The organism is Trinickia dabaoshanensis (assembly GCF_002879885.1).
Lineage (GTDB): Bacteria > Pseudomonadota > Gammaproteobacteria > Burkholderiales > Burkholderiaceae > Trinickia > Trinickia dabaoshanensis.
The window spans coordinates 1-20,956 of the sequence record NZ_PNYA01000048.1; the positions used below are offsets into that span (position 1 = coordinate 1).

The following is a 20,956-nucleotide window of genomic DNA, read 5'->3' on the forward strand; positions in this document are numbered from 1 at the left end:
GAGTTGGTACCACCCCTTCCCATCCCGAACAGGACCGTGAAACGACTCCACGCCGATGATAGTGCGGATTGCCCGTGTGAAAGTAGGTAATCGTCAGGCACCCAATGCTAAGAAACCCCCGAAAGCCCAGCGCTCTCGGGGGTTTTTGCTTTGCGCTATGGGAATGCGTCATAGACCGAGCCGTCGCGCCAACCTAGCTAAGACTCGTCCGAATTTCCTGACGCACGCCGATCCGATCGACCTGCCGGCATAGACTACGCGCCTCGTTTTCTTCCGGAAGGCCGCATGTTTTGGAAAGCATTCCCACTCGTAGCGCTTTTGGCGATGCCCGTTGCCGCTCAGGCGTCATTGCGCGATAACGCGGCCTATGACGATTGCATGCTGCAGACGTTACGAGAGAGCCGCAACGGCGACGTAACGAATTTAATCCGCCAATCGTGCGATGCGATTTATCGCAACGGCGCGATGCTGTTGCCGCGCGACCGCAGATACCACGAATGCATATTGCAATCGCTGCCCGGCGTGAGAGACGAGGCCGCGGTCGAGCAGATCGTCTCGATCTGCCGTCGGCGCGGTGGACTGTAATTTCCGCATCGCGGGGCATGCGGGTTGCTCGCCGTCCTTCGTGGCCGCTGCATTTGCGGCGCTTCAATCGAGGAACCGACGATGACGAGCAGACCAACGCCGCCCCTGCCCGAGCAGCAGCAGGAACAAGTCCCCGGTAAAACCGCGCCGATGTCGCCCCAACCCGATCATGGCGAGCACAGTTACGAGGGGCACGGGCGTCTCGCCGGCAAGGCTGCGATCGTGACCGGTGGCGACAGCGGTATCGGCCGGGCGGTCGCGATTGCCTTTGCACGCGAAGGCGCCGATGTGCTCATTGCCTATTTCAACGAGCACGACGATGCGCGGGAGACGGCGCGCTGGGTCGAGCAAGCCGGCAGAAAGGCCATCCTGGTCGCCGGCGATCTCGCGCAGCGCCAGCACGCGCGCGAGATCGTGGATCGGGCGGTCCAGGCGTTCGGCCGAATCGATGTGCTCGTGAACAACGCCGCGCACCAGATGAATTACGAATCGGTCGAAGAGATCTCGGACGATGAGTGGGATCGAACGTTCGATATCAACATCGGTGCGATGTTTCGGCTCGTCAAAGCCGCCCTGCCGCATATGAAAGCCGGTAGCGCGATCGTGAACACGACGTCGGTCAACGCCGATAAGCCGCGTCCGACGCTGCTTCCCTACGCCACGACGAAGGGCGCCATTCAAAACTTCACGGGTGGGCTCGCTCAACTGCTCGCGGAGCGCGGTATCCGCGTCAATTGCGTTGCACCGGGTCCGATCTGGACTCCGCTGATTCCGGCCACGCTGCCGCCCGAGAACGTCAAAGAGTTCGGCAAGCAGACACCGATGAAAAGGCCCGGCCAGCCCGCTGAGCTGGCGCCTGTCTACGTCATGTTGGCAAGCAACGAAGCGAGCTACGTGTCCGGGGCGACCGTCGCGGTCACGGGCGGAGTGCCAATCATTTGACCGGTGCGTGCCTGAAGATGACGAGCACCGCGGATATCGACGCCGCTACCACGGCGAACGAGGAGACAGACGAAACGGGCATCGGCTCGCGCCGGTACGGCCTGCTCGAAGTCGGTCGCAACTGCGGGGCGATTGCGCACGCGGATCGATTCGCACTGCTAATCGATGGCAGCGCCTATTTCTCCGTCCTCCGCGAGGCCCTGCTGGGGGCGGAGCGAACGATCTTCATCGTCGGCTGGGACATCGATAGCCGCATGCGGCTCGTGCCCGAGCAAACGAGCGACGGGCTGCCCGCGCCCCTCGGCGAGTTCTTGCAGGCGCTTTCGGCCCGACGGCGGCGTTTGCGCGTCTACGTCCTCGCATGGGACTTCGCGATGATCTACGCCTTCGAGCGCGAATGGATGCCCGTCTACCAAACAGGCTGGCGCTCGCAACGCGGTATAGTGTTCCGGCAAGACGGCTCGCATCCCCGGGGAGCCTCTCACCATCAGAAGATGGTCGTGATCGACGATCGTCTAGCGTTCGTGGGCGGTTTGGATTTAACGCGCTCGCGCTGGGATACACCCGCGCATCGCGCGGATGAACCGCGCCGCCGCGATGCGAACGGGGCGCCTTATGCGCCGTTCCACGATGTGCAGGCGATGTTCGACGGCGATGCGGCAGCCGCGATCGGGGCGCTCGCTCGCGAACGTTGGCAACGCTCGTGCGGCAAACGGATCGCGTTGCGTGCGCATCGCGCGGTCGATCGCGAAGCCGATCCCTGGCCGCCGAACGCGAAGGTGGAATTGCGCGACGTCATGTTGGGCATTTCCTTGACGCAGCCCCCTTATCGGGCGCAAGGTGCCGTCCAGCATGTGCAGGCGCTCACGGCCGATGCGATCGGTGCCGCGCGCGGCAATATCTATATCGAAAACCAGTATTTCACGGCGGCCGTGGTTCGCGAGGCGCTTGGGGGGAGGTTATCGCGCGAGGACGGGCCCGACGTCACCGTGGTGGTGCCCCGGGTGCAAAGCGGGTGGCTTCAAGAGGCCACCATGGGCGTGCTGCGGGCTCGGCTGCATCGCGCGCTCGTCGAAGCGGACCGCTATGGTCGTTTCCGTATGTATTGCCCTCATGTCGACGGCCTCGGCAATCGGTGCGTCAACGTGCACAGCAAAGTGATGATCGTCGACGACACACTGATCACGGTCGGCAGCGCCAACTTGAACAATCGGTCGATGGTGCTCGATACCGAGTGCAATGTAACGATCGACGCCAACGGCGACGCCCGCGTGCGCGAAGCCATCGCGAATTGGCGCAACCGGCTCTTGGCCGAGCATCTCGACGTCTCCGTGCCCGCCGTCACGAGCGCTTTGTCGCAAACGCATCGGCTCAATGCGGCAATCGAAACGTTACAGCGTCGCGAAGGCCGCACGTTGCAGCCTTTCACGCCGGTCGTCACCGCCGACCTGGATGCATTGGTGCCCGTTAACGCATGGCTCGACCCGGAGCAGCCGATCGAGCCCGACGCGTTGGTGCGCGAGTTCATCCCTCAGAGCCGTCATCGGTCCTTGACCGCGCGGTTCTTGGTGCTGGGGGCTCTGGTATTGGTGTTCGCCGCGATGGCGGCGATCTGGCAGTTCACGAGCTTGGGTCATCATCTGAATTTGGCGGAACTCGCCCGGCTCATCAGGCGTATCGATGGGCTCCCGCTGGCGCCCGTGATCGTGCTGACGGGGTATGTCGCGGCGGCGATCGTATCGGTGCCGATTACGTTGCTGATCGCCGCGACGGGGCTGGTTTTCGGCGCGTGGCCTGGCATCGGCTATGCGCTCGGAGGGACGCTGCTCTCGGCACTGGCGACATACGGTCTCGGCGTGGCGCTCGGCCGCGACGCCGTACGCCGGCTCGCCGGGACGCGCGCCAATCGGCTCAGCGAACGGATCGGAGCCCGGGGGATCGTCACGATGATGGTCCTTCGGCTGTTGCCGATCGCGCCGTTTACAATCGTCAATCTCGTTGCCGGCGCATCGCATATTCGCCTGCGCGATTTCCTGATCGGCTCGACCCTGGGTATGGTGCCCGGCATTTTATTGACGGTCACGTTCGCCCATCAGTTGCTGAATGCCATCCGCCATCCCAATCCGGGTTCAGTGGCGGCCCTGCTGGCGATCGGGATCGCGCTCGTCGGTATTTCAGTGTGGCTGCAACGCTGGCTGGGGCGACGCCAGTGAACGCAAACGTCAACGAACACGCCGAGCCGATCGCCGATTCGGTACCCGCCGCGGACGCGGTCAAGCAACGCATTGCGGCGCCTCAAGAGCGAGTGTGCGAACTGAAGATTGCCACCTACAACATCCATGGCGGGCTGCCTGCATGGACGGCGCAGTCGAAACGGCAAATGGTGGCGCGCATCGCGCGCGTGATCGACGAACTCGACGCGGATATCGTGGCATTGCAAGAGGTGCCGCTCGGTGGTTCCGAAACGCCCGACGTGCTGTCACTGCTGCGCGAGGCGAGCGGGATGTTCGCGGTGGAAGGCCCGACGCTCGATACGCCTAAACGCCGCTACGGCAACGCGGTGCTGTCGCGGTTGCCCGTGCGTATGGCGCGCACGCTCGATCTGTCGTTCCACCGCCGCGAGCCGCGCGGCGCGCTCGATGCCGATATCGAATGCGCCGGGCGCTTGATTCGCGTCGTTGCCACGCACTTGGGCCTGTCGGCCACCGAGCGCAGCGCTCAGGTGCGAACGCTGCTCGCAGCGTTCGACAACAGCCAACTGCCCGTGATCTTGCTCGGCGACATCAACGAATGGTTCGTCCGCGGGCGGGCGCTGCGAGCGCTCGTGTCGCATTTTCGGGCGGCGCCGGCGCCTCGCACCTTTCCGACGTTTTGCCCCATCTTCGCGCTCGATCGCATTTGGATGCACCCGGGCGAATTTCTGGTGGATGTCCGAGTCCATCGGAGCGCCGTTGCACGCCAGGCCTCGGATCACTATCCGCTCGTCGCGCGCATACATATGCCGGCCGGTGTTCCGGACGGGCCATCGCTAGGAGGAAAGTCATGAATACGAGCGAGTTGCAGGGATGCGAGCTCGATTATTGGTGCGCGCGGGCACTCGTCGACGGCGATGAACTGATCGAGTTCATTCAGGTCGAGCCGAGCGTCGTGGTGACGTTGACCCATGGCGCGTTGCGCAAGCTCGCGCAGCCGTTTTCGCCGGCCGGCGAGTGGAGCGATGCACTCGAGGTATTGGAGCGCGCGCAAGAGCTGCAATGGAAACGCGACGAGCGCGGTGCGCACTGCAAAGTGCGCTTCGAGGGGGCCGATTCGAGCGAAGCGGACGCGGAGCATCCCCGCGTCGCGCTGCTGCGCGCATTCGTGCTTGCTCGGTTCGGCCAGACGGTCGGCGACCGTCCCACGATGCCGCATGCGGTGCGCGAGGGAAAGGTGAGTCCGTACGATGCCGGTGGCGTTCCGCCGACGTACGGCGACAACGTGGGCGCGGGTGACGAGATCGGCAATATCCGCTCGGTACCGCGGCCGTAGCCGCTTCTCAGGCCATCGCGCCGCGTACGAGCCGCAGACGCGTGATCTCCGACGGCGCGCCGAGCCGCTTCGGTGGCCCCCAATACCCGGTTCCGCGGCTCGTGTAGATCCATAGCGTACCGAGCTTCGCGAGTCCGGCCGTAAACGGTTGTTGCAGGCGGACGAAGAAATTCCAAGGGAAGAACTGGCCGCCGTGTGTATGCCCCGACAACTGGAGCGTAAAGCCGGCATCGACGGCCGCGTGTGCCGTGCGGGGCTGATGCGCCAGGAGCACTTTAATGTCGATATGGCCGGGGGCTTGGGCGAGGGCGGCGGCGGGATCGCTGCGATGAGACGCGTCGAAGTGCCCGGCGGTGTAATCGGTCACACCGGCGAGGATGAAAGGCGCGCCCTGGTGCTCGAGCACCACGTGCTCGTTGAGGAGCACGCGCAGTCCGAGGCGCTCGAATTCCGCGATCCATTGCGAGGCGCCGGAATAGTACTCATGGTTGCCCGTCACGAGGAACGCACCATAGCGGGCAGTGAGCCGGCCCAACGGCGCCGTGTGGTCCGCCAGTTGAGCGACGCTGCCGTCGACGATGTCGCCCGTCACCGCGATTACATCGGGCTTTAGCCGGTTCACGGCATCGACGATCGCTTCCACGTAGCGCGCTTTGATGGTCGGCCCGACGTGAATGTCGCTGATCTGAACGATCGTCAATCCTTCGAGTTCCGCCGGCAATTCGTCGATCGGCACGTCGACGGAAACCACGCGCGCCCGCCGTCGCGCGTTGACGAAGCCGATCGTCGTCGTGAGGGCGGCCAGCATCGGCACGCCGATAGCCGTATCGACGCGCCACCGGTCCAATGCGAGCGCCTGGTGCCAGAGCGCATCGACGGTCAGCGCGCAGGCGAGGGCGACATCGCGCAGAAACGTGAACACCAGCAGCGACGAAAACAGCCCCATCGCAATCAAGCCGATCCAGGCGATGCGATCGGCCCGCGGTCGATGCTCGAAAGTTCGAGCGAGCATCCCGAGGGGGATCAAGCAGCACGACAGTACGAGCGCGCACGCGGCAACCCATTTGAAGGGCAATCCGACCGGCAAATCGGGAATGATTCGCAGCCCGACGTAGACGTGCATCAGCATGCCGATCAGAATCGCGCGCGTGAAGAAAGATGAGCGGCGCATAGGCAGGGAAAAGGGGATGAGTCGAAGCGGACGAGCCGCGAGACGATAGAGAGCGGAATCATTGTACCGGGGCGCGCGCAACGGCGCCGGATGCCCGCCACGCAACGATCCGAGCCGGGTTAACGGCTGTTTCCCATGTCGTGAAATCGATCTAAGCTACGGGTATTCATGATTCGATTCCTGAGCGGGTTCGGCATCTGAAAGGGAGGAGGCGAATGATGAAAACAACTAAATGGCTTCATAAGTCGCATGGCCCTCACCATCTCGGTTACGAGGGCAGCCATGTCATGTTGCCGCTCGTCGTGCTCTCGCTGATGGCGCTCGTCGTCTATTACCTCGTCCGTAGCGTCGATTTGCTCGAAATCAGCCGTAGTGCCTTGTTCGACGTCGTGATGGTGTTCGTCGCGCTCGGTATCGCGGGCCTCTTCGGCGTGGCGGGGGCATGGCTTCGCTCGGACGGCGAGGGCCGGAGCGAAGGTTTTTGCTTCGTCGGCGCATTGATCGGCGCCATCGTGTTTTATATCGCGCTGCTGACCTGAGCGGCGGCGCACCACCGCACCGGGGAAACGCTCGACGTTTGAACGTGCCCCGATTCGGAACGCGTCATTCGATGCGAGCGGCCTCGTCGAACGAGAGGCGCGGGTTGCGCGGGAGCAACTGCGCCCGGTCACCGTAACCGAGGTTGATCAGGAAGTTCGCCGTGATCGTCGTGCCCGCGAAAAACGCTTCGTCCACTTTGGCGGCGTCGAAGCCCGACATCGGGCCCGCGTCCAAACCGAGCGCGCGCGCTGCCATGATCAAATAAGCGCCTTGCAGCGATGCATTGCGAAACGCCGTGCTGCGGATCGCTTGTTCGTTGCCCGCGAACCAGCTACGCGCATCGGTATGGGGAAACAGCTTCGGCAAATACTCGTAGAACGCCATATCCATGGCGACGATCGCGGTCACGGGCGCAGCCATCGTCTTGTCGACGTTGCCGGCCGATAGCGCCGGCCTGAGCTTTTCTTTCGCCTCGGGCGTTTTGACGAAGACGAAGCGGGCGGGGCTCGAGTTCGCCGACGTCGGACCCATGATCGCCAGGGCGAATATTTGCTTCAGGAGGAGATCGTCGACGGGCTTGGGTAGCCAAGCGTTGTGGGTACGGGCTTCGCGGAATAGTTGATCGAGCGCTTCGTCTGAAAGGAGCATGTTTGACGGGGGCAACATTGAGCCGGAGTTTGGGACGGCATCAATGATAACGATGCCGGCGAAAGCGTGCACAGGTGGTGGAACCGCAAGATTTGGGACGCGCTAGCTTCGCTTGTCGTGCGATATATGCGTGGGAAAACGGTAATCGGCCGGCTCGCCGGTCAAGGTGTCGATTCAATGATGGATGACATGTTCGGTGGCGGGCTGCGAGTCGATATCGACTGGTATCCGCATTGGCTGTCGCCCGACGAGGCGTCGGTCGCGCTCGGGGCACTCCTCGAGGAAGTGCGCTGGAAACAGGATCTCATTCGTACCCCCGGGGGTATCAAGCCCCTGCCGCGTCTCACGGCTTGGCAAGGCGAGCCCGGCGCGGTCTACGTCTATTCGGGCATTCGCAACGAGCCGCTTACGTGGACGCCGACCGTGCGGGCCCTGAAGTCGCTTGCCGAAACGACGTGCGAGACGCGGTTCAATAGCGTGCTGCTCAATCGGTATCGAAGCGGGGAGGACAGCATGGGTTGGCATGCCGATCGCGAGCGCGAACTCGGCACAGAGCCGGTCATCGCCTCGGTGAGCTTGGGCGTCGCACGCCGGTTCGACCTGCGGCACAGCGCTACGGGAACACTGCGCGCATATGAATTGACGAGCGGCAGTCTGCTGGTCATGCGAGGGCGCACGCAGCAAGAGTGGCGGCACCGCATCGCCAAGGTGCCCGGGTTGCAGGGGGAGCGGGTGAACCTGACTTTTCGCTTCGTCACGCCGATCGACAAGGCGAAGGGAGGCTAGATGTTCGTGATGTTTGTCTTATAAAAATAATGAGTTTTTTATGCGCATAAACTTTTGATTCGTCCGACGAGGCAGCGGGTCCCTTATTGCCGGGGATATGGCGGATCGTACCGATACTCTCTCGCCATGGGCGGGGACGCTGCCCGTATGCTGATCGTAGTCCCCGCGCGGCCTCACGGTTCCTCGCCCTCCAGCTTGCAGCCGCATAACGGCCGCGCCACGCGCTGTGTCTCCGCGCGTATGGGCTCGTTCATGACGGAAACCGAAGGGAAGGTAGCGGATGAGGATTTCCATTGTTCTTGGCGTGGCGATGTTCGCCGGTGCGATCGGCGCGCAGGCCCAGCAGCCGGCCGTGTATCCACTGCGTAGCCAAACGGCGGCGGCCCAGGGCGTGGACAGCGCCTATTGTTACTGGCAAGCGAGGCGGCAAACGAACGTGGATATGGCCCGCCAGTCGCAGCGCCCGGTGCGGACCAAGCCGCTCCAGTTTGCCGCCGATAGCGGCAGGGGCGCCAGCGAGCCGCCGTTGCCCGCGCCGCAGGTTGCGTCGGGGAGCGCCGCGCACGCGGCCGAGGCCGGCATGCAAGCGTCCGGCGGGCGCACGGCGGCGAGTGCCGTGGGCGCCTCGTTGCCCGCCGCGGGCGCCCCCGGCCATCCCGCCGCGGCGTCGGGTGCCACGGCTCTGACCTCCACGAGCGCGCCCAAACTTCCGCCGTTGCCCCCGCCGCAGCCCCCCATGGAGACCTACTGGCAAGCGTACGGCGATTGCATGCAAAGCAAAGGCTACGGCGTCCATTGACCCGCATCGCATGAGTGTGCCGAGGCGGCGCGCTGCGGCGTTTCGTTGCCTTGCAATCGACCCGCTGCGACATAGACTTAACTTCTCGGAAAACGTCTTGGGGGAATAGGAGATGCGTTTGACCATTTTGATTAACGGTTCAGATCCCACCGTCAATCATGATTACGCTGTGCTTTGGCTCGATACCGAGGAACGCGTCTGGTCCAGAGAGTCGCATGACGGGATCGACCTGCCGCCCTGGGGGGAGTTGCGTGACGAAGGCGACGTGACCAAGCTGTGCGCGCCGACGGCGGAACAACCCCTTTGCACGTTGCGCGGCTTGCATGTCGAGCGCGATTACCCGACGGCAGCGCAGGGCGGAGCACAGTGGTCCACCGGATCGGTCGGCCGTACCGACGGCGTATGGCGCCTGCAGGCCGTCGAAAAAAAGCCCGTTCAACCGGAGCACAGTATCTTCAGGCGGTAAATCCGCCGCGCCGTCGAGCCGGGGGTGGTGAAAAATGTCTTACCGTTCGTTACGAAATCCCCCGGACGGCATTTCGTTTAGGTATAGTCGGCCTTGGCTATCTCGAGGCCAACCCTCCTAGGCCCGTTCGGCTTCTCGCCGACGGGCCGTCTTTTTGCCTACTCCCCTCGCTTTTGTTGCACCGATCCTCCCAGAACTGGGCAGTGTCCGATTTGTGCGCATTCGGCAAAAATAGCGGTTCGTGCCTCCGTTTCGCGTCGAAGCGTCGAAGCCCCCTGAGCGCACCGATTTGTCGACGGACGGCAGCTCGCAACCAACGGGAGATCGTCCGAAAAAACGCGCTCGGCGGCCTCGTTGCCAAGCGTCCCTGGCGCTGCGCGTGCCTGCGGCTCGTGACCGCCATATGAAAAACGTTGCGATTTTGCAACTGATTCGAAGCGAAAACGTTCGTCACCCGTGGACTCGCATCGACCCTCTACCACAAAACAAATCCGTTCAAAAACAATGAGGTAGGGGTTTTCACCAAGTGGATTGTTCCAGATCGAGCAAGAATGTGTTGTGTGTTCCGCGTATACCCTACCTAGGGTCGACACGTAGACTCGGCGCTCATCGGACAGGTCAATTGTTCAGATCGCGTAGCTGCTAAGAAGCGGCATCGAGGTTCGATCTGTCCATTCCGAAGTCTGGCAGAGAGCCAGTTTTATAAAAGGGACTTCTCAAATGAAAAAAACCCTGGTCGTCGCAGCGGTTTCCGCCTCTTTCGCAGTCGCAGCACACGCACAAAGCAGCGTCACGCTCTACGGCGTGATCGATGCTGGCATCACGTACACGAGCAACGCGGGTGGCAAGTCGAACTGGCAACAAACGTCGGGCGGCATCGATCAAACCCGTTTCGGCCTGCGCGGTTCGGAAGACCTGGGCAACGGTCTGAAGGCAATCTTCAACCTGGAAAGCGGTTTCAACCTGAACAACGGCCGTTACGCAAACAGCGGCAGCGAGTTCAACCGTCAATCGTACGTTGGCCTGTCGAGCAACTACGGCACGGTCACGCTCGGCAAGCAATATGACGCCGAACAAGACTTCCTGGCTCCGCTGAGCGCAACGGGTAGCTGGGGCGGTACGTCGTTCGCTCACTTCGCGAACCTCGACAACCTGAACTCGAACTACGGCACGTCGGTTAACAACTCGATCAAGTTCACGAGCACGAACTACGCTGGCTTCACGTTCGGCGGCACGTACGGCTTCTCGAACCAAGCCGGCGCATTCGCGAACAACCGTGAATACAGCATCGGCGCGGCTTATCAGTACCAAGGTCTGCGTGTCGGCGCTGCGTATGCTCAGCAAAACAACCCGCTCGCCGGCAACAGCGGCGCGTCGGACGGCTCGGCCCTCGGTGCATTCGCAGGCGGCTTCGTTGGCGGCCTGACGAACGGTGCAGTGACGTCGATCGGTAACTTCCGTCAACGCACGTACGGTGTCGGCGCGAACTACGCGTTCGGCCCGGCGCAAGTTGGCGCAGTGTGGACGCAAGCACGCCTCGACAACGGCCAAATCCCGCTGTCGATCCACCAGAACAACTATGAAATCAACGCGAAGTACAACCTGACGCCGGCTCTGGGTCTGGGCGTTGCATACACGTTCACGGATCAGAACGAGTCGATCTTCGGTGCGGAAGCGTCGCAACGCTACCACCAAGTTGGCGTGCAAGCCGACTACGCACTGTCGAAGCGCACGGACGTCTACGCTCAAGTGGCTTACCAGCACGCCAACGGTACGGGCGGTGTCGCTGCGATCTACAACGGCACGTTCAGCGGCGTGTCGACGTCGGACAACCAAACGGCAGCTACGGTTGGCCTGCGTCACCGCTTCTAAGCCGGCAGTTTCGGTCTAATCGCAAGAACGGCGCCGCGGCCGCGGCGCCGGACACCGCGAATGAACCCCACGTTTTCCGGAACGTGGGGTTTTTCTTTGCGCGGTCTCGTTCGCCTCGCCTCCGCAATGCTTCTCCCTACTCGCCGGCGGGCCACTGCCGCGCCCGCCCGGGGTTCTCCCTATACTTGATCTCGTTGAGCGTGAGGCGCTACCCGTGCCGTGCACGCGCGATGCGTCGGCCATGACCTATGGCCATCGATTTCATCAGCGAGGGAGCGGATATGAGTGAAGCAGCGGCACCGGGCAAAGACGGGGTACTTCGCACCGACGTCGTCATCATCGGCGCGGGACCGGTTGGGCTGTTCGCGGCCTTCGAGGCCGGCGTCGTCGGCTTGTCGTGCCATATCGTGGACGCGCTCGAGCAGGTGGGCGGCCAGTGCATCGAGTTGTATCCCGACAAGCCGATCTTCGATATCCCGGCCATCCCCGTGTGTACCGCTCGGCAACTGATCGATCGTCTCACGGAGCAATGCAAACCGTTCGCGCCCCCCATTCATCTCGGGCATCGCGTCATGCAGCTCGAGCGCGTCGAATCGACGCAGCGCTGGCGCGTCAGTACCGATGGCGGCCTCGTGTTCGATACGGCCTCGGTGCTGTTATCGGCCGGCAACGGCGCGTTCGTGCCGCAGCGCGTGGGCTTGCCCGAGGCGCAGACGCTGGAAGGGCGGCACGTTCACTATGCCGTGCGCAAGCGAGCGATGTTCGCCGATCAGCGAGTCGTCGTGGCAGGCGGCGGCGATTCCGCGCTCGACTGGGCCCTGGCGCTGCGCGGCCAAGCGAAGCATGTCACGCTCGTGCATCGGCGCAATGCGTTTCGCGCGGCCGACGCAACGGTGCAAGAGCTCAAGCGCGCAGTGGCCGACGGTCAGATCGATCTCGTGATCGGGGCGCTCGCGACGCTCAATGCCCCGCACGATGTACTGCGCTCGATCGAGGTCAAGACGCTCGAGGCAAGCGTGACGATCGAGGCGGACCATCTGATCGCGCTCTATGGCCTCGTGGCCGATCTCGGCCCGATTGCGCAATGGGGCCTCGACGTCCGGGCCGGGCGTGTCGCCGTCGATACTTCGTACTACGAAACATCGCTGCCGGGGGTATTCGCGGTCGGCGATATCGCAATCTATCCGAACAAGCAAAAGCTGATCTTATCGGGGTTTCACGAGGCCTCGCTAGCGTTGCGCAAGGCTTACGCTTACGCGTTCCCCGATAAGAAGCGGGTGCATGTGCACTCGAGCTACGATGCCGGCCTATCGGAACGCATTCTCGGGACACCGGCTGCGCAGGAGTCGGCTCACTCCTAGTCTCGACAGTGGATCCGAGCGGTATCTCGTTGCGAGACGCCTTCGGATCTCGAACGGTTCGCAAGCAGCCGCCACACGACCGAGTGGCCGGCGCCCAACCAGGAGGACCGCATGTACCAACGAATCTTAGTCCCCGTCGACGGTAGCGAAGGCGCGCAGTTGGCGCTCGACGAAGCGCTCAAGCTCGCACGGCTTTGCGGCGCCCAACTGCAAGCGGTGTACGTCCTGCAACATCCGACGCAGGTCGTGGACGTCGCAGCGGGATTCGTCGAACAGGTGCAAATACGCGATACGTCGAGCGATACCGCCACCACCGTCCTGGCCGAGGCGCGCGAGCGCATGGTGCCATTCGGAGTGGCCGGCACTGTGCGGGCCATCGATGCCTACGGCGAGAACCTGGCGGCCGTGCTCACGCGCGCGATCGATGAATTCGATGCCGATCTCGTCGTCATGTATTCGCATGGGCGCAGCGGGATGCGGCGGCTATTTGCCGGCAGCGTGGCGGAATCGTTGCTGCACGATACGACCGTTCCGCTCTTGCTCCTGCGCAACGGCGCGCATCTCGAATCCGAGTAGGCGCGCGCGTTGCCGGACGCCCGGTGCGGGTTGACCTTAATTGGAGGGGGATCATCGGCTAGCTAAAATGATGGGTTTTGCCCGGCCGATCACGAGTTGGCCGGGCCAATTCCCACCCAGAGAGGAGGTCTCTTTGACGCGTCCCACCGAGCACGAAGGCTTACACCGCGGGCTGAAGAATCGTCATATCCAATTGATCGCGCTCGGCGGCGCGATCGGCACCGGGCTTTTTCTCGGCTCGGCTAGCGTCTTGAAGGCGGCCGGCCCTTCAATGATTCTCGGTTACGCGATCGGCGGCTTCATTGCCTTCATGATCATGCGTCAACTCGGCGAAATGGTGGCGCAAGAGCCCGTGGCCGGCTCGTTCAGTCACTTCGCTTACAAATATTGGGGCGATTTCGCGGGCTTTCTCTCCGGCTGGAATTATTGGGTGCTCTATGTGCTCGTCAGCATGGCGGAGCTCACGGCCGTCGGCACTTATGTGCACTTCTGGTGGCCCGCGGTCCCCACGTGGGTGTCGGCGCTCGTCTGCTTCGTTGCCATCAACGCGGTCAACTTGGCCAACGTCAAAGCGTACGGAGAGACCGAGTTTTGGTTCGCGATCATCAAGGTCGTAGCCGTCATCGGCATGATCGTGTTCGGCGCCTATTTGTTGGAAACCGGGCGAGGAGGGCCGCAGGCGTCGATCACGAATTTGTGGCGCTATGGCGGATTCTTCCCCCACGGCTTCAATGGCCTGTTCATGACGCTTGCCGTCATTATGTTTTCGTTCGGCGGGCTCGAACTCATCGGGATTACCGCCGCTGAAGCCGACGATCCGGGCCGCACGATTCCGAAAGCGGTCAATCAAGTGCTTTATCGGATCTTGATTTTCTATATCGGCTCGCTCGTCGTTCTGCTCGCGCTGCATCCCTGGAACGAAGTTGCCCAAGGCGGCAGTCCCTTCGTCATGATCTTTTCGCAGATCGGCTCCGGCATCACGGCCAACGTACTCAATGTCGTCGTCTTGACGGCGGCGCTGTCCGTCTACAACAGCTCCGTCTATGCGAACAGCCGAATGCTCTATGGCTTGGCCGAACAAGGCAATGCACCGCGCGCGCTGCTCAAGGTCGATCGCCGCGGCGTGCCGTACGTCGCGATCGGTCTATCCGCGGTCGCTACGTTCGCATGCGTCATCGTGGACTACCTGATGCCCGCGCGTGCGCTCGACATACTGATGTCGCTCGTCGTCGCGGCGCTCGTGATCAACTGGGCCCTGATCAGCCTCACGCATCTGAAGGCGCGTAAGGCGATGGTGGCGGCGGGGCAGCAACTCGTGTTCAAGTCGTTCGCCTATCCCGTTGCCAATTGGGTCTGCCTCGCGTTCATGGCGATGGTCCTCGGGATCTTGGCGTTCACGCCGGGGCTGTCCGTGTCGGTCTGGCTCGTGCCCGTCTGGCTTTTGGTGATGTGGCTCGGGCATGCCGCTAAACGGCGCTCGCGCTCCGTGGTGCCGGCCGGGGCCGGCGGCCGGTAAGCTCGCGCGGTGTGCAAGGCGCCGTCTCGGGTCGGGGCGCGCCTTTGCGAAGGCGTCTTGCGCCGTGATGCGGCGATCTGGGGCGGGGCCGGGGTGCGGCGCGCGGCTGCGGCGAGCGTTCGCGTGCCTGCGCCTCGATGGCTTCCGCGAAGCGCTGCAAGGCCGGTAGCGAACCGCATACGCTGTGGTAGGTCTGGCTGCCGATGCGCGCATCGAGCAGCACTTGCAGGCCCGCTTGGCGGGCCAATTCGATGATGTCCATGTCACGCCTCCCCGTTAGGCGCTGACGCAACGCGTGGCGTTGCGAAACCGGCTGAATCGCTCGTCGCGCCGCGCGATGCGCTGCCCGCACCGACCGAGCGCGCGTCCGCATACGTGCCGAGTATCCAGCCGGCATCCCCGCTCGCTCTTTTTCGTTTTGTGCTGGCGCCATTGACGCACACGACCATGAATCGACGTCGGAACGGCCGATCCGATTCCGGCCGTTACATGTACGCGCATTGTCGTGCTCCCCGCCACGCCGCGAATGTGCGCGGGCGTACCGCCCAGCGCTTATCGTGATCCTTTTCATCATTCGCGAAGGCCGCACCGCTCCTCGCCGGCGCTGTCGAGCGCCCCCCGTGTGCTTGTCCTTGGCCATTGATGTGACGAATGGTAGTCGACGCAATGCGAGCATGACAGCGTGGTAAGTACCTAGTCCAAGGGCCCGCTCGCGGCGGCGGCGGGCCGGAACATAGGCGGACGTCGCGGCGGCGCCTAGCCCATTACGATGTTCGTCAGCTCGAATCGATAGGGTACGGCTGCGGTGCCGCCGCCGCCGCCGGTCATCACGATGTCGGCGCTGGCAATGCCGAGCAAGGTAATCTCGGTATTGATATCGGAGAGCACGGCGGAATTCATGAGCCTGCCTTCCTCGACTTGCGAGGCCGTGCCGATCCACAGCGTGGGCTTGAACTCGAAGACGGCCTTTTGCCCTGGGGCGATACCCGTCTTCGTCGACAGCAGCCGCCCGTCTTTGAAGATCGACGCGTTGATGGCCCCGGCGCCGAGGTCGTTGCGCACCTGAACTTCGCGCGAGGTCGTGGCGCCGCCCGCGGCGGCGAGCACGTTGCCGGAATGCGAACGGGTGACCGCGAAAAGCTGGCCGGTTTGCGCCGCCTTTTGCGGCATGTAATTGCCGTCCGAATCGCTGGCCGTCACCGTCGTCGCCATCGGAAACATGAACGGATGGTTCGCACCGCGGCCGCAGTTCGAAATCACTTTCCATGCCACGGCCAATTCGTCGAAGTCCGTCGAGACGTTCTTTTGAAAGATGACGACTTGCGAGTTGTTGACGTCGTTCGACAAGTTGATGAAATTGAGTTTGATGTCCATCGCTAACCCTGCCTATTGATTGTTGGTCGATGTAGGTCGAGCGGCTCGTCTAGCGTGCCGCCGAATGCATGGCACGTTAGGCCATCACCACGTTTTCGAGCCGGAAAGCGAACGGCAGCGACGAAGGGCCGGGGCCGCCGCCGGTCATGACGATGTCCGCGCTCTTGATGCCGAGTAGGGAGACCTCCGTGTTGATGTCCGACATCACGGCCGAGTTCATGACCTTTCCCTGTTCGACTTGCGACGCCACGCCGATCCAAATCGTGGGCTTGAACTCGAACACGGCCTTTTGCCCGGGCGCGATCGACGTTTTGATCGCGAGCGGCGTGCCGTCCTTATAGATCGTCGCGCCTACCGCGCCTTGCGGCAGATCGTTGCGAACCTGGACCTCTTTACTGGAGCCCGGTTGCGAAGCGAGCTGCAAGACGTCCCCGGACGGTGCGCGCACGACCTGGAACACTTGGCCGTTCGTCGCGTCTTGCTGCGGCATGTAGTTTCCATAGCTATCGCTCGTGCTGACGGCCATGGCGATCGGGAAACGGAACGGATGGTTGTCGCCCTGGCCGCAATTGCGAATGACTTTCCAAGCCACGTGCAACTCGTCGAAATCGGTCGACACGTTTTTTTGGAAAATGACGATGCTCGAATTGTTGGCGTCGTTCGAGCGATTGACGAAGTTCAATTGAATGTCCATCTACAGCTCCTCATGGAATAGCGGCAATCGGTTTGCCGCGTACCTAACCGCCGGCCCGCGCAGGAGCGGGTCGTCGAAACCGAATCGACTATCGGAGAAAGCGAATGCGACGTTCGCGCAGGTACTACAGACGCAAGACGTTTTCGAGTTCGAACTGGAAGGCGCGCGCGTTTTCCCCGCCGCCCCCGCCCGTCATCACGATGTCGGCCGAGGCGATCGTGCCGAGCTCGAGCGGCGTATTCGCACTGGAAATCACGGCCGACGCGAGCGCTCGGCCTTCCTCGATTTGCGAGCCGACGCCGATCCAGAGCATCGGCGCGAAACGGAAGACGGCTTTTTGCCCCGGCGCGACGGCCGATTTCGCCGCGATCAGGCGGCCCGCGACGAACGCGTTGACGTTGACCGCGCCGCGCCCCAATTGATTGACGACTTCGATGTCGCTATGAACCGTCCCCTCGGGCGAGCTTGCGAGACGCGGCCGCCCACTGGGATGCGCGGCGACCGTCAAGCGCGTCCCGTTGGAGGCGGGGACGCGCGGCGAGAAGTTGCCGTGATCGTCGCCCAGTGCGATTTCGACATCGGTGGAGTAAGTGAACGGATGGATGCAATCGCGCCCGCAATATCGGATCACGCGCCAAGCGATCGCAAATTCGCTGAACTCGGGGATGACGTCGCGTTGAAAGAGCACCACCTCGCTGTTGCCGCAATCGTTCGAGCGATTGATGAAGCGCAGTGCGATGTTCATGCGGCCCCCGCCGTATCGTCGTCGCTATCGAGTTGGGTTTCCGCCCACTGCACGAGCGCGGCCGGTACGCCCACAGCCAGCGAGGACAGATGGGCGCCGTAGGCGCTCGCTTGGCTGTGCACATCGCCGAGCAACTTCGCGGCAAGCATCGACACGTCCTGCAGGTTGCGGCAACGCTCTAGGCCTTCGAAATACTGCGCCATGGCGCTCGTGAGCGCGCTCGCATGTTGCGTTTGGCCTTGGGTCATGCGGGATGCCAAGTCGGCATGGATTTCGGCGAGGGCTTTGATCGATTCGGCCGCGCCCTTTAGCTGCAGTTGGTCGCGTTGTTTGCGCCAGCCGTCGTCGAGCGCCGATTGCATCGCATCGGCATAGTGGCGGCTCATGTTCAGCGCGGTCTTCGTCAGGTTTTTCAGAACGTTGGCATTCGGCACGACGCCGGCCGTTTGCAGCGAGGCATGCGTTTCCGAGGCGAGCTTTTCGGCCAAGTCGAGCGCGGTTTTTTGCGCGCTCTCCCATTGCGCGATGACGGCGGTAAGCATGGCTGCTCCTTATCGAGTGGACGTGGCGGGCGAGGCGTGCAGACGCTCGATCATCTTCATGACCGCCGCCATTTGCGGCGCTTCATGCGTGAAGAAGTCCGGGTGGCTCGCGTCGTCGCTCGTATAGCCCCAAAAGTCCCAACATTCGAGCGGGTTACTCGGCGAGCCGCGATCGGCGGATGCGATCTGCGGATAGAGCACGATGATCCGGTTGGTGTCGGCGAACGTGTTGTAGCCGGTGTCTCTGACGAATTTCATGCCGACCTTGTGGACGTTTTGCAGGCAACCGTGAAAGACGACATGCACCGCGCAGCCGGCGGCCTCGCAGCTTTGGGGCACGTAGACGTAGCCGGTTTGCGCAAGCGAGGCGCGGTGGTCGCGATCGAACTCGGTTTGATCGAAGGCGAGCAGGGCGCCCGTCGCCTTCGGGGCCGGGGCATTCAGTTGCTTGCCGGGGCCGCCGTAAATCCACTTCAGGATTTCATGCGACTGCTCGATACCGCAGTTGTTGATGAACGGCGTCTTATTGGAGTCGCATGCGATGTCATCCGCCTGGTCGGTCAACAGTGCATGGCCCGCGTCCGGCAGTTTCCGGTACTCGAGGTTCTGCTCGCGCACGCCCGCCAGCGTGAAAAACCGCGCGGCTTGATCGACGACCTTCGTGAACACGACCGTGTCCTTCGCTCCGCTAAACAGATAGATTCTTTGCCGCTGGAGATGGGCCGTATCGTCGATGAGACCTTGGGCCGCGAACGCTCGCGCATCCTTGTAGGCGACCTCGGCTTTCGGCGCGGGCCCGAGCGGTTGCATGCACGAGGTCACCGCGGCCAGCGAGAGCGGTGTGACGCCGGCCGCGCCGGCGCAGTAGAACTCGCCCCCCGCGACGATGCCCGCACCGATCAACTTGCTCGAGTAGGCCACGTCGAGCTGGGCGGCCATGAACGCGCCGGACGACAGTCCCGAGACGGAAGTGCGCGACAGGTCGGCGCCACGGCCTTGGAGCGGCGCCGCGGCCGATGCCGAATCTTGCGCGAGTGCCGCCTTCGATACGAGCGCGACGAGCGCGAAGCCGATCGCCGCGGCGCATGCGATGCGGCGTATCGTCTTGGCCGTGCAAGCGCGCGCGCTGTCGGCGGCGTGCAAGCGGCGGACCGCTTCAAGGCGTGCCGAACCGCTCAAAGGATATGACAGCGGCGACGGTTGATGGCGGTGAGCGGAGAGTGATTTCATTTAGGTATCCTATCTAATTGATTTTTCATTTCCGGTTTCGATGTCGATAGCGTACGGGCGCGGTGGGCTTCGTCATATAGGGCGGATGACACACCCGTATGCCTAGTACTTGCGTACGATGACGCGACGCCCGGAACGCATGACGATTCATCGCGGCGATGCCGCGCAATAGGTGAGCGGGACGAACGTCTTTTTATCCGCCGTAGCGATCGCAATCGGCTCATTGGCCGGAGTGTAGATAAGGCGTAAGGCGCCGCGCGGGCCGTATCCGCTATCGATATCGGCGGCCAAGCGATCGCCATCGGCGATGCCGGCCCGGCTCTTGCCGAAGAACATGACCGGGCGCGTTTGAGGGTCGTCCCAGTTGGCGGCGTCGGCCGACAAGTAGAGCGACGGCGGTAGCCTGCGCTGTCCATACATGCTCTCGAGCGTCGCGGCGAGCCGCACCGCGCAAGCCGGGCAGAGCTGCGGCCGGCGCTCGGCCAGCAGCGTCTGCGCGATTCGATCGACTTCGGCGCGGCACGTGGGCGGCGGCTCGGCGCGCGCGGCGCCGGCCAGCGCGCCGATCAGTGCGGCGGCCACAAAGGGCGAGGGCGCGATTCGGTTCGCGCGCGGGTTGGCTTGTGCATCCATGGGATCACTCCGTGGGTAGGAATCGATTCGGGGTTACGAGCGAAACAGATCGCGTTCGGCTTGGCGGCGCTTCGTGAGACCGGCAAGCGGCTTGCCGCCCGCCTTGTTCCAGACGAGGAATTGGTCCGCGGCGCGCTCGAATTGGCCCGCGTTCAAGCAGCGCAGCAAGGTCGACGATCGCAATCGGCCGGGGCCGAGATTGAAGACGAAGCCCATCAGCGCATCGAATTGCTGCTGCGTGAGCGCGACACGCACGAGCTTGCGCAGGGCGAGTTCATGGCTGCGCAAATCCTTTTTCAGCAACGCTTCGGCAGCGCCCGCCGTCAGCGGGGCATCGAACTTTTCATGGGGCAAAATCAAATGCCCGTAACCGATCGTGGGCTTGCCGACGGCGTCCAGATAGCGGCGAAGACGCAGGCCTTCGAAGTGTTTGATGAGCTCGATGCCGTCCTGGCCCGTGCGTTCGGGATGTTCAAGCATGGGTTTTCTCCTCGTCGGCCGGCTCGCCCCGCTTCGGACGCGGGACGAGCCGGTGCGTGTACTCGTCGATGACGCGCATGATCGCGTCGGGCGGATCGAGCGCGGCGAAATGCATTTCTATGTCGATGTGCTCCGTGTCGCGTTCGCGTCCCGCGCTCTCGCCTGTACGCTTGGAGGGCGGCGCCAGCGTGACGTGAAAGCGGGCCCGGTGATCGCCGCCGTTGATCGGCATGGCCTCGGCGAAATCGCCGCGCACGGTCAAATGCACGACCATCTTCTCGAGCGCCAGCCCGCGCGGCGTCGCTAGCGCCACGAGCGGCACCGGCATCGTGTGCTCCGCATCGAGCTCGACCTCGACCGTGCGCGCGGCCAACAGCCCCTCGTCGTTGGAATCGAAGAACGTATCGAGCACGCGGGTGTACTGCTGGGCCAGCAGTTGATTCGCGCTCGCGGCGGCGTGCTGCATGC

The 20,956-nt window shown here is 63.1% G+C and carries 23 protein-coding genes and 1 rRNA gene; 14 read left to right on the forward strand and 10 right to left on the reverse strand.

The genetic code is table 11. The annotated features are described in order from the left end of the window. The 6 genes from rrf to C0Z18_RS31780 all read left to right on the forward strand — a co-directional run. Positions 1–99, forward strand: a 5S ribosomal RNA gene (gene rrf, locus C0Z18_RS34000); the annotation flags it as partial. 186 nt (positions 100–285) lie between these two features. After that, positions 286–585 (forward strand): VF_A0006 family four-cysteine protein, encoded by a 300-nt coding sequence (locus tag C0Z18_RS31760; protein ID WP_102649430.1) that lies wholly within the window; start codon positions 286–288, stop codon positions 583–585. An 81-nt stretch (positions 586–666) separates the two neighbouring features. Then, entirely contained in the window at positions 667–1,527 is an 861-nt protein-coding gene (locus C0Z18_RS31765) for an SDR family oxidoreductase (protein WP_102649431.1), read from the forward strand. A 17-nt stretch (positions 1,528–1,544) separates the two neighbouring features. Continuing rightward, on the forward strand, positions 1,545–3,740 hold the full coding sequence (locus tag C0Z18_RS31770; RefSeq protein ID WP_102649432.1) for a VTT domain-containing protein: 2,196 nt from the start codon (positions 1,545–1,547) through the stop codon (positions 3,738–3,740). A gap of 29 nt (positions 3,741–3,769) precedes the next feature. Continuing rightward, positions 3,770–4,573: an endonuclease/exonuclease/phosphatase family protein gene (locus C0Z18_RS31775; RefSeq protein ID WP_199189602.1), complete on the forward strand. Its 804-nt coding sequence runs from the start codon at positions 3,770–3,772 to the stop codon at positions 4,571–4,573. Beyond that, on the forward strand, positions 4,570–5,055 hold the full coding sequence (locus C0Z18_RS31780) for a phage protein NinX family protein (protein ID WP_102649434.1): 486 nt from the start codon (positions 4,570–4,572) through the stop codon (positions 5,053–5,055). Before C0Z18_RS31775 ends, C0Z18_RS31780 begins: the two co-directional genes overlap by 4 nt. Before the next feature lie 7 nt (positions 5,056–5,062). On the opposite strand, the gene C0Z18_RS31785 is transcribed toward C0Z18_RS31780, so the two are convergent. Beyond that, positions 5,063–6,226, reverse strand: a complete 1,164-nt coding sequence (locus C0Z18_RS31785) for a metallophosphoesterase (RefSeq protein WP_102649435.1) — start codon at positions 6,224–6,226, stop codon at positions 5,063–5,065. Positions 6,227–6,441: 215 nt separating this feature from the next. Between C0Z18_RS31785 and C0Z18_RS31790 the strand changes: the two genes are divergently transcribed. Continuing rightward, the gene (locus tag C0Z18_RS31790) at positions 6,442–6,765 is read left to right on the forward strand and encodes a hypothetical protein (protein ID WP_102649436.1); all 324 of its coding nucleotides are present in this window, start codon (positions 6,442–6,444) and stop codon (positions 6,763–6,765) included. A gap of 64 nt (positions 6,766–6,829) precedes the next feature. Here the strand turns inward: C0Z18_RS31790 and C0Z18_RS31795 are convergent, their stop codons facing one another. Next, positions 6,830–7,414: a malonic semialdehyde reductase gene (locus C0Z18_RS31795; RefSeq protein ID WP_102649453.1), complete on the reverse strand. Its 585-nt coding sequence runs from the start codon at positions 7,412–7,414 to the stop codon at positions 6,830–6,832. 180 nt (positions 7,415–7,594) lie between these two features. Between C0Z18_RS31795 and C0Z18_RS31800 the strand changes: the two genes are divergently transcribed. From C0Z18_RS31800 to C0Z18_RS31830, 7 genes are all read left to right on the forward strand, one after another. Beyond that, positions 7,595–8,200, forward strand: coding sequence for an alpha-ketoglutarate-dependent dioxygenase AlkB family protein (locus C0Z18_RS31800; RefSeq protein ID WP_408647242.1), 606 nt, complete (start codon positions 7,595–7,597; stop codon positions 8,198–8,200). A 280-nt stretch (positions 8,201–8,480) separates the two neighbouring features. Next, positions 8,481–8,999 (forward strand): hypothetical protein, encoded by a 519-nt coding sequence (locus C0Z18_RS31805; RefSeq protein ID WP_102649437.1) that lies wholly within the window; start codon positions 8,481–8,483, stop codon positions 8,997–8,999. Between the two features lie 112 nt (positions 9,000–9,111). Next, positions 9,112–9,465 (forward strand): DUF3564 family protein, encoded by a 354-nt coding sequence (locus C0Z18_RS31810; RefSeq protein WP_102649438.1) that lies wholly within the window; start codon positions 9,112–9,114, stop codon positions 9,463–9,465. Positions 9,466–10,185: 720 nt separating this feature from the next. Further along, a complete protein-coding gene (locus C0Z18_RS31815) occupies positions 10,186–11,337 on the forward strand; it encodes a porin (RefSeq protein WP_102649439.1) in 1,152 nt (383 codons plus the stop codon). 281 nt (positions 11,338–11,618) lie between these two features. Beyond that, a complete protein-coding gene (locus C0Z18_RS31820) occupies positions 11,619–12,698 on the forward strand; it encodes an NAD(P)/FAD-dependent oxidoreductase (RefSeq protein ID WP_102649440.1) in 1,080 nt (359 codons plus the stop codon). Positions 12,699–12,809: 111 nt separating this feature from the next. Then, complete coding sequence (locus C0Z18_RS31825) at positions 12,810–13,274, forward strand: universal stress protein (RefSeq protein WP_102649441.1); 465 nt, start codon at positions 12,810–12,812, stop codon at positions 13,272–13,274. A gap of 133 nt (positions 13,275–13,407) precedes the next feature. Then, positions 13,408–14,790, forward strand: a complete 1,383-nt coding sequence (locus C0Z18_RS31830; RefSeq protein WP_102649442.1) for an amino acid permease — start codon at positions 13,408–13,410, stop codon at positions 14,788–14,790. Positions 14,791–15,546: 756 nt separating this feature from the next. On the opposite strand, the gene C0Z18_RS31845 is transcribed toward C0Z18_RS31830, so the two are convergent. The 8 genes from C0Z18_RS31845 to C0Z18_RS31880 form a co-directional block, all read right to left on the reverse strand. After that, on the reverse strand, positions 15,547–16,164 hold the full coding sequence (locus tag C0Z18_RS31845) for a hypothetical protein (protein ID WP_102649445.1): 618 nt from the start codon (positions 16,162–16,164) through the stop codon (positions 15,547–15,549). Between the two features lie 76 nt (positions 16,165–16,240). After that, complete coding sequence (locus C0Z18_RS31850; RefSeq protein ID WP_102649446.1) at positions 16,241–16,858, reverse strand: hypothetical protein; 618 nt, start codon at positions 16,856–16,858, stop codon at positions 16,241–16,243. A gap of 124 nt (positions 16,859–16,982) precedes the next feature. Then, complete coding sequence (locus C0Z18_RS31855) at positions 16,983–17,603, reverse strand: hypothetical protein (RefSeq protein WP_102649447.1); 621 nt, start codon at positions 17,601–17,603, stop codon at positions 16,983–16,985. Further along, positions 17,600–18,145, reverse strand: a complete 546-nt coding sequence (locus C0Z18_RS31860) for a phasin family protein (RefSeq protein WP_102649448.1) — start codon at positions 18,143–18,145, stop codon at positions 17,600–17,602. Before C0Z18_RS31860 ends, C0Z18_RS31855 begins: the two co-directional genes overlap by 4 nt. A gap of 9 nt (positions 18,146–18,154) precedes the next feature. Beyond that, positions 18,155–19,375 carry an extracellular catalytic domain type 2 short-chain-length polyhydroxyalkanoate depolymerase gene (locus C0Z18_RS31865; protein ID WP_102649449.1) on the reverse strand — a complete coding sequence of 407 codons (1,221 nt, stop codon included), beginning with the start codon at positions 19,373–19,375 and terminating at the stop codon, positions 18,155–18,157. A gap of 147 nt (positions 19,376–19,522) precedes the next feature. Beyond that, entirely contained in the window at positions 19,523–20,008 is a 486-nt protein-coding gene (locus C0Z18_RS31870; protein ID WP_102649450.1) for a PIN domain-containing protein, read from the reverse strand. 33 nt (positions 20,009–20,041) lie between these two features. After that, on the reverse strand, positions 20,042–20,488 hold the full coding sequence (locus C0Z18_RS31875; RefSeq protein WP_102649451.1) for a lysozyme: 447 nt from the start codon (positions 20,486–20,488) through the stop codon (positions 20,042–20,044). After that, positions 20,481–20,956: DUF2589 domain-containing protein (locus tag C0Z18_RS31880; RefSeq protein WP_102649452.1), on the reverse strand; the 476-nt coding region annotated here is incomplete at its 5' end. The genes C0Z18_RS31880 and C0Z18_RS31875, both read right to left, overlap by 8 nt.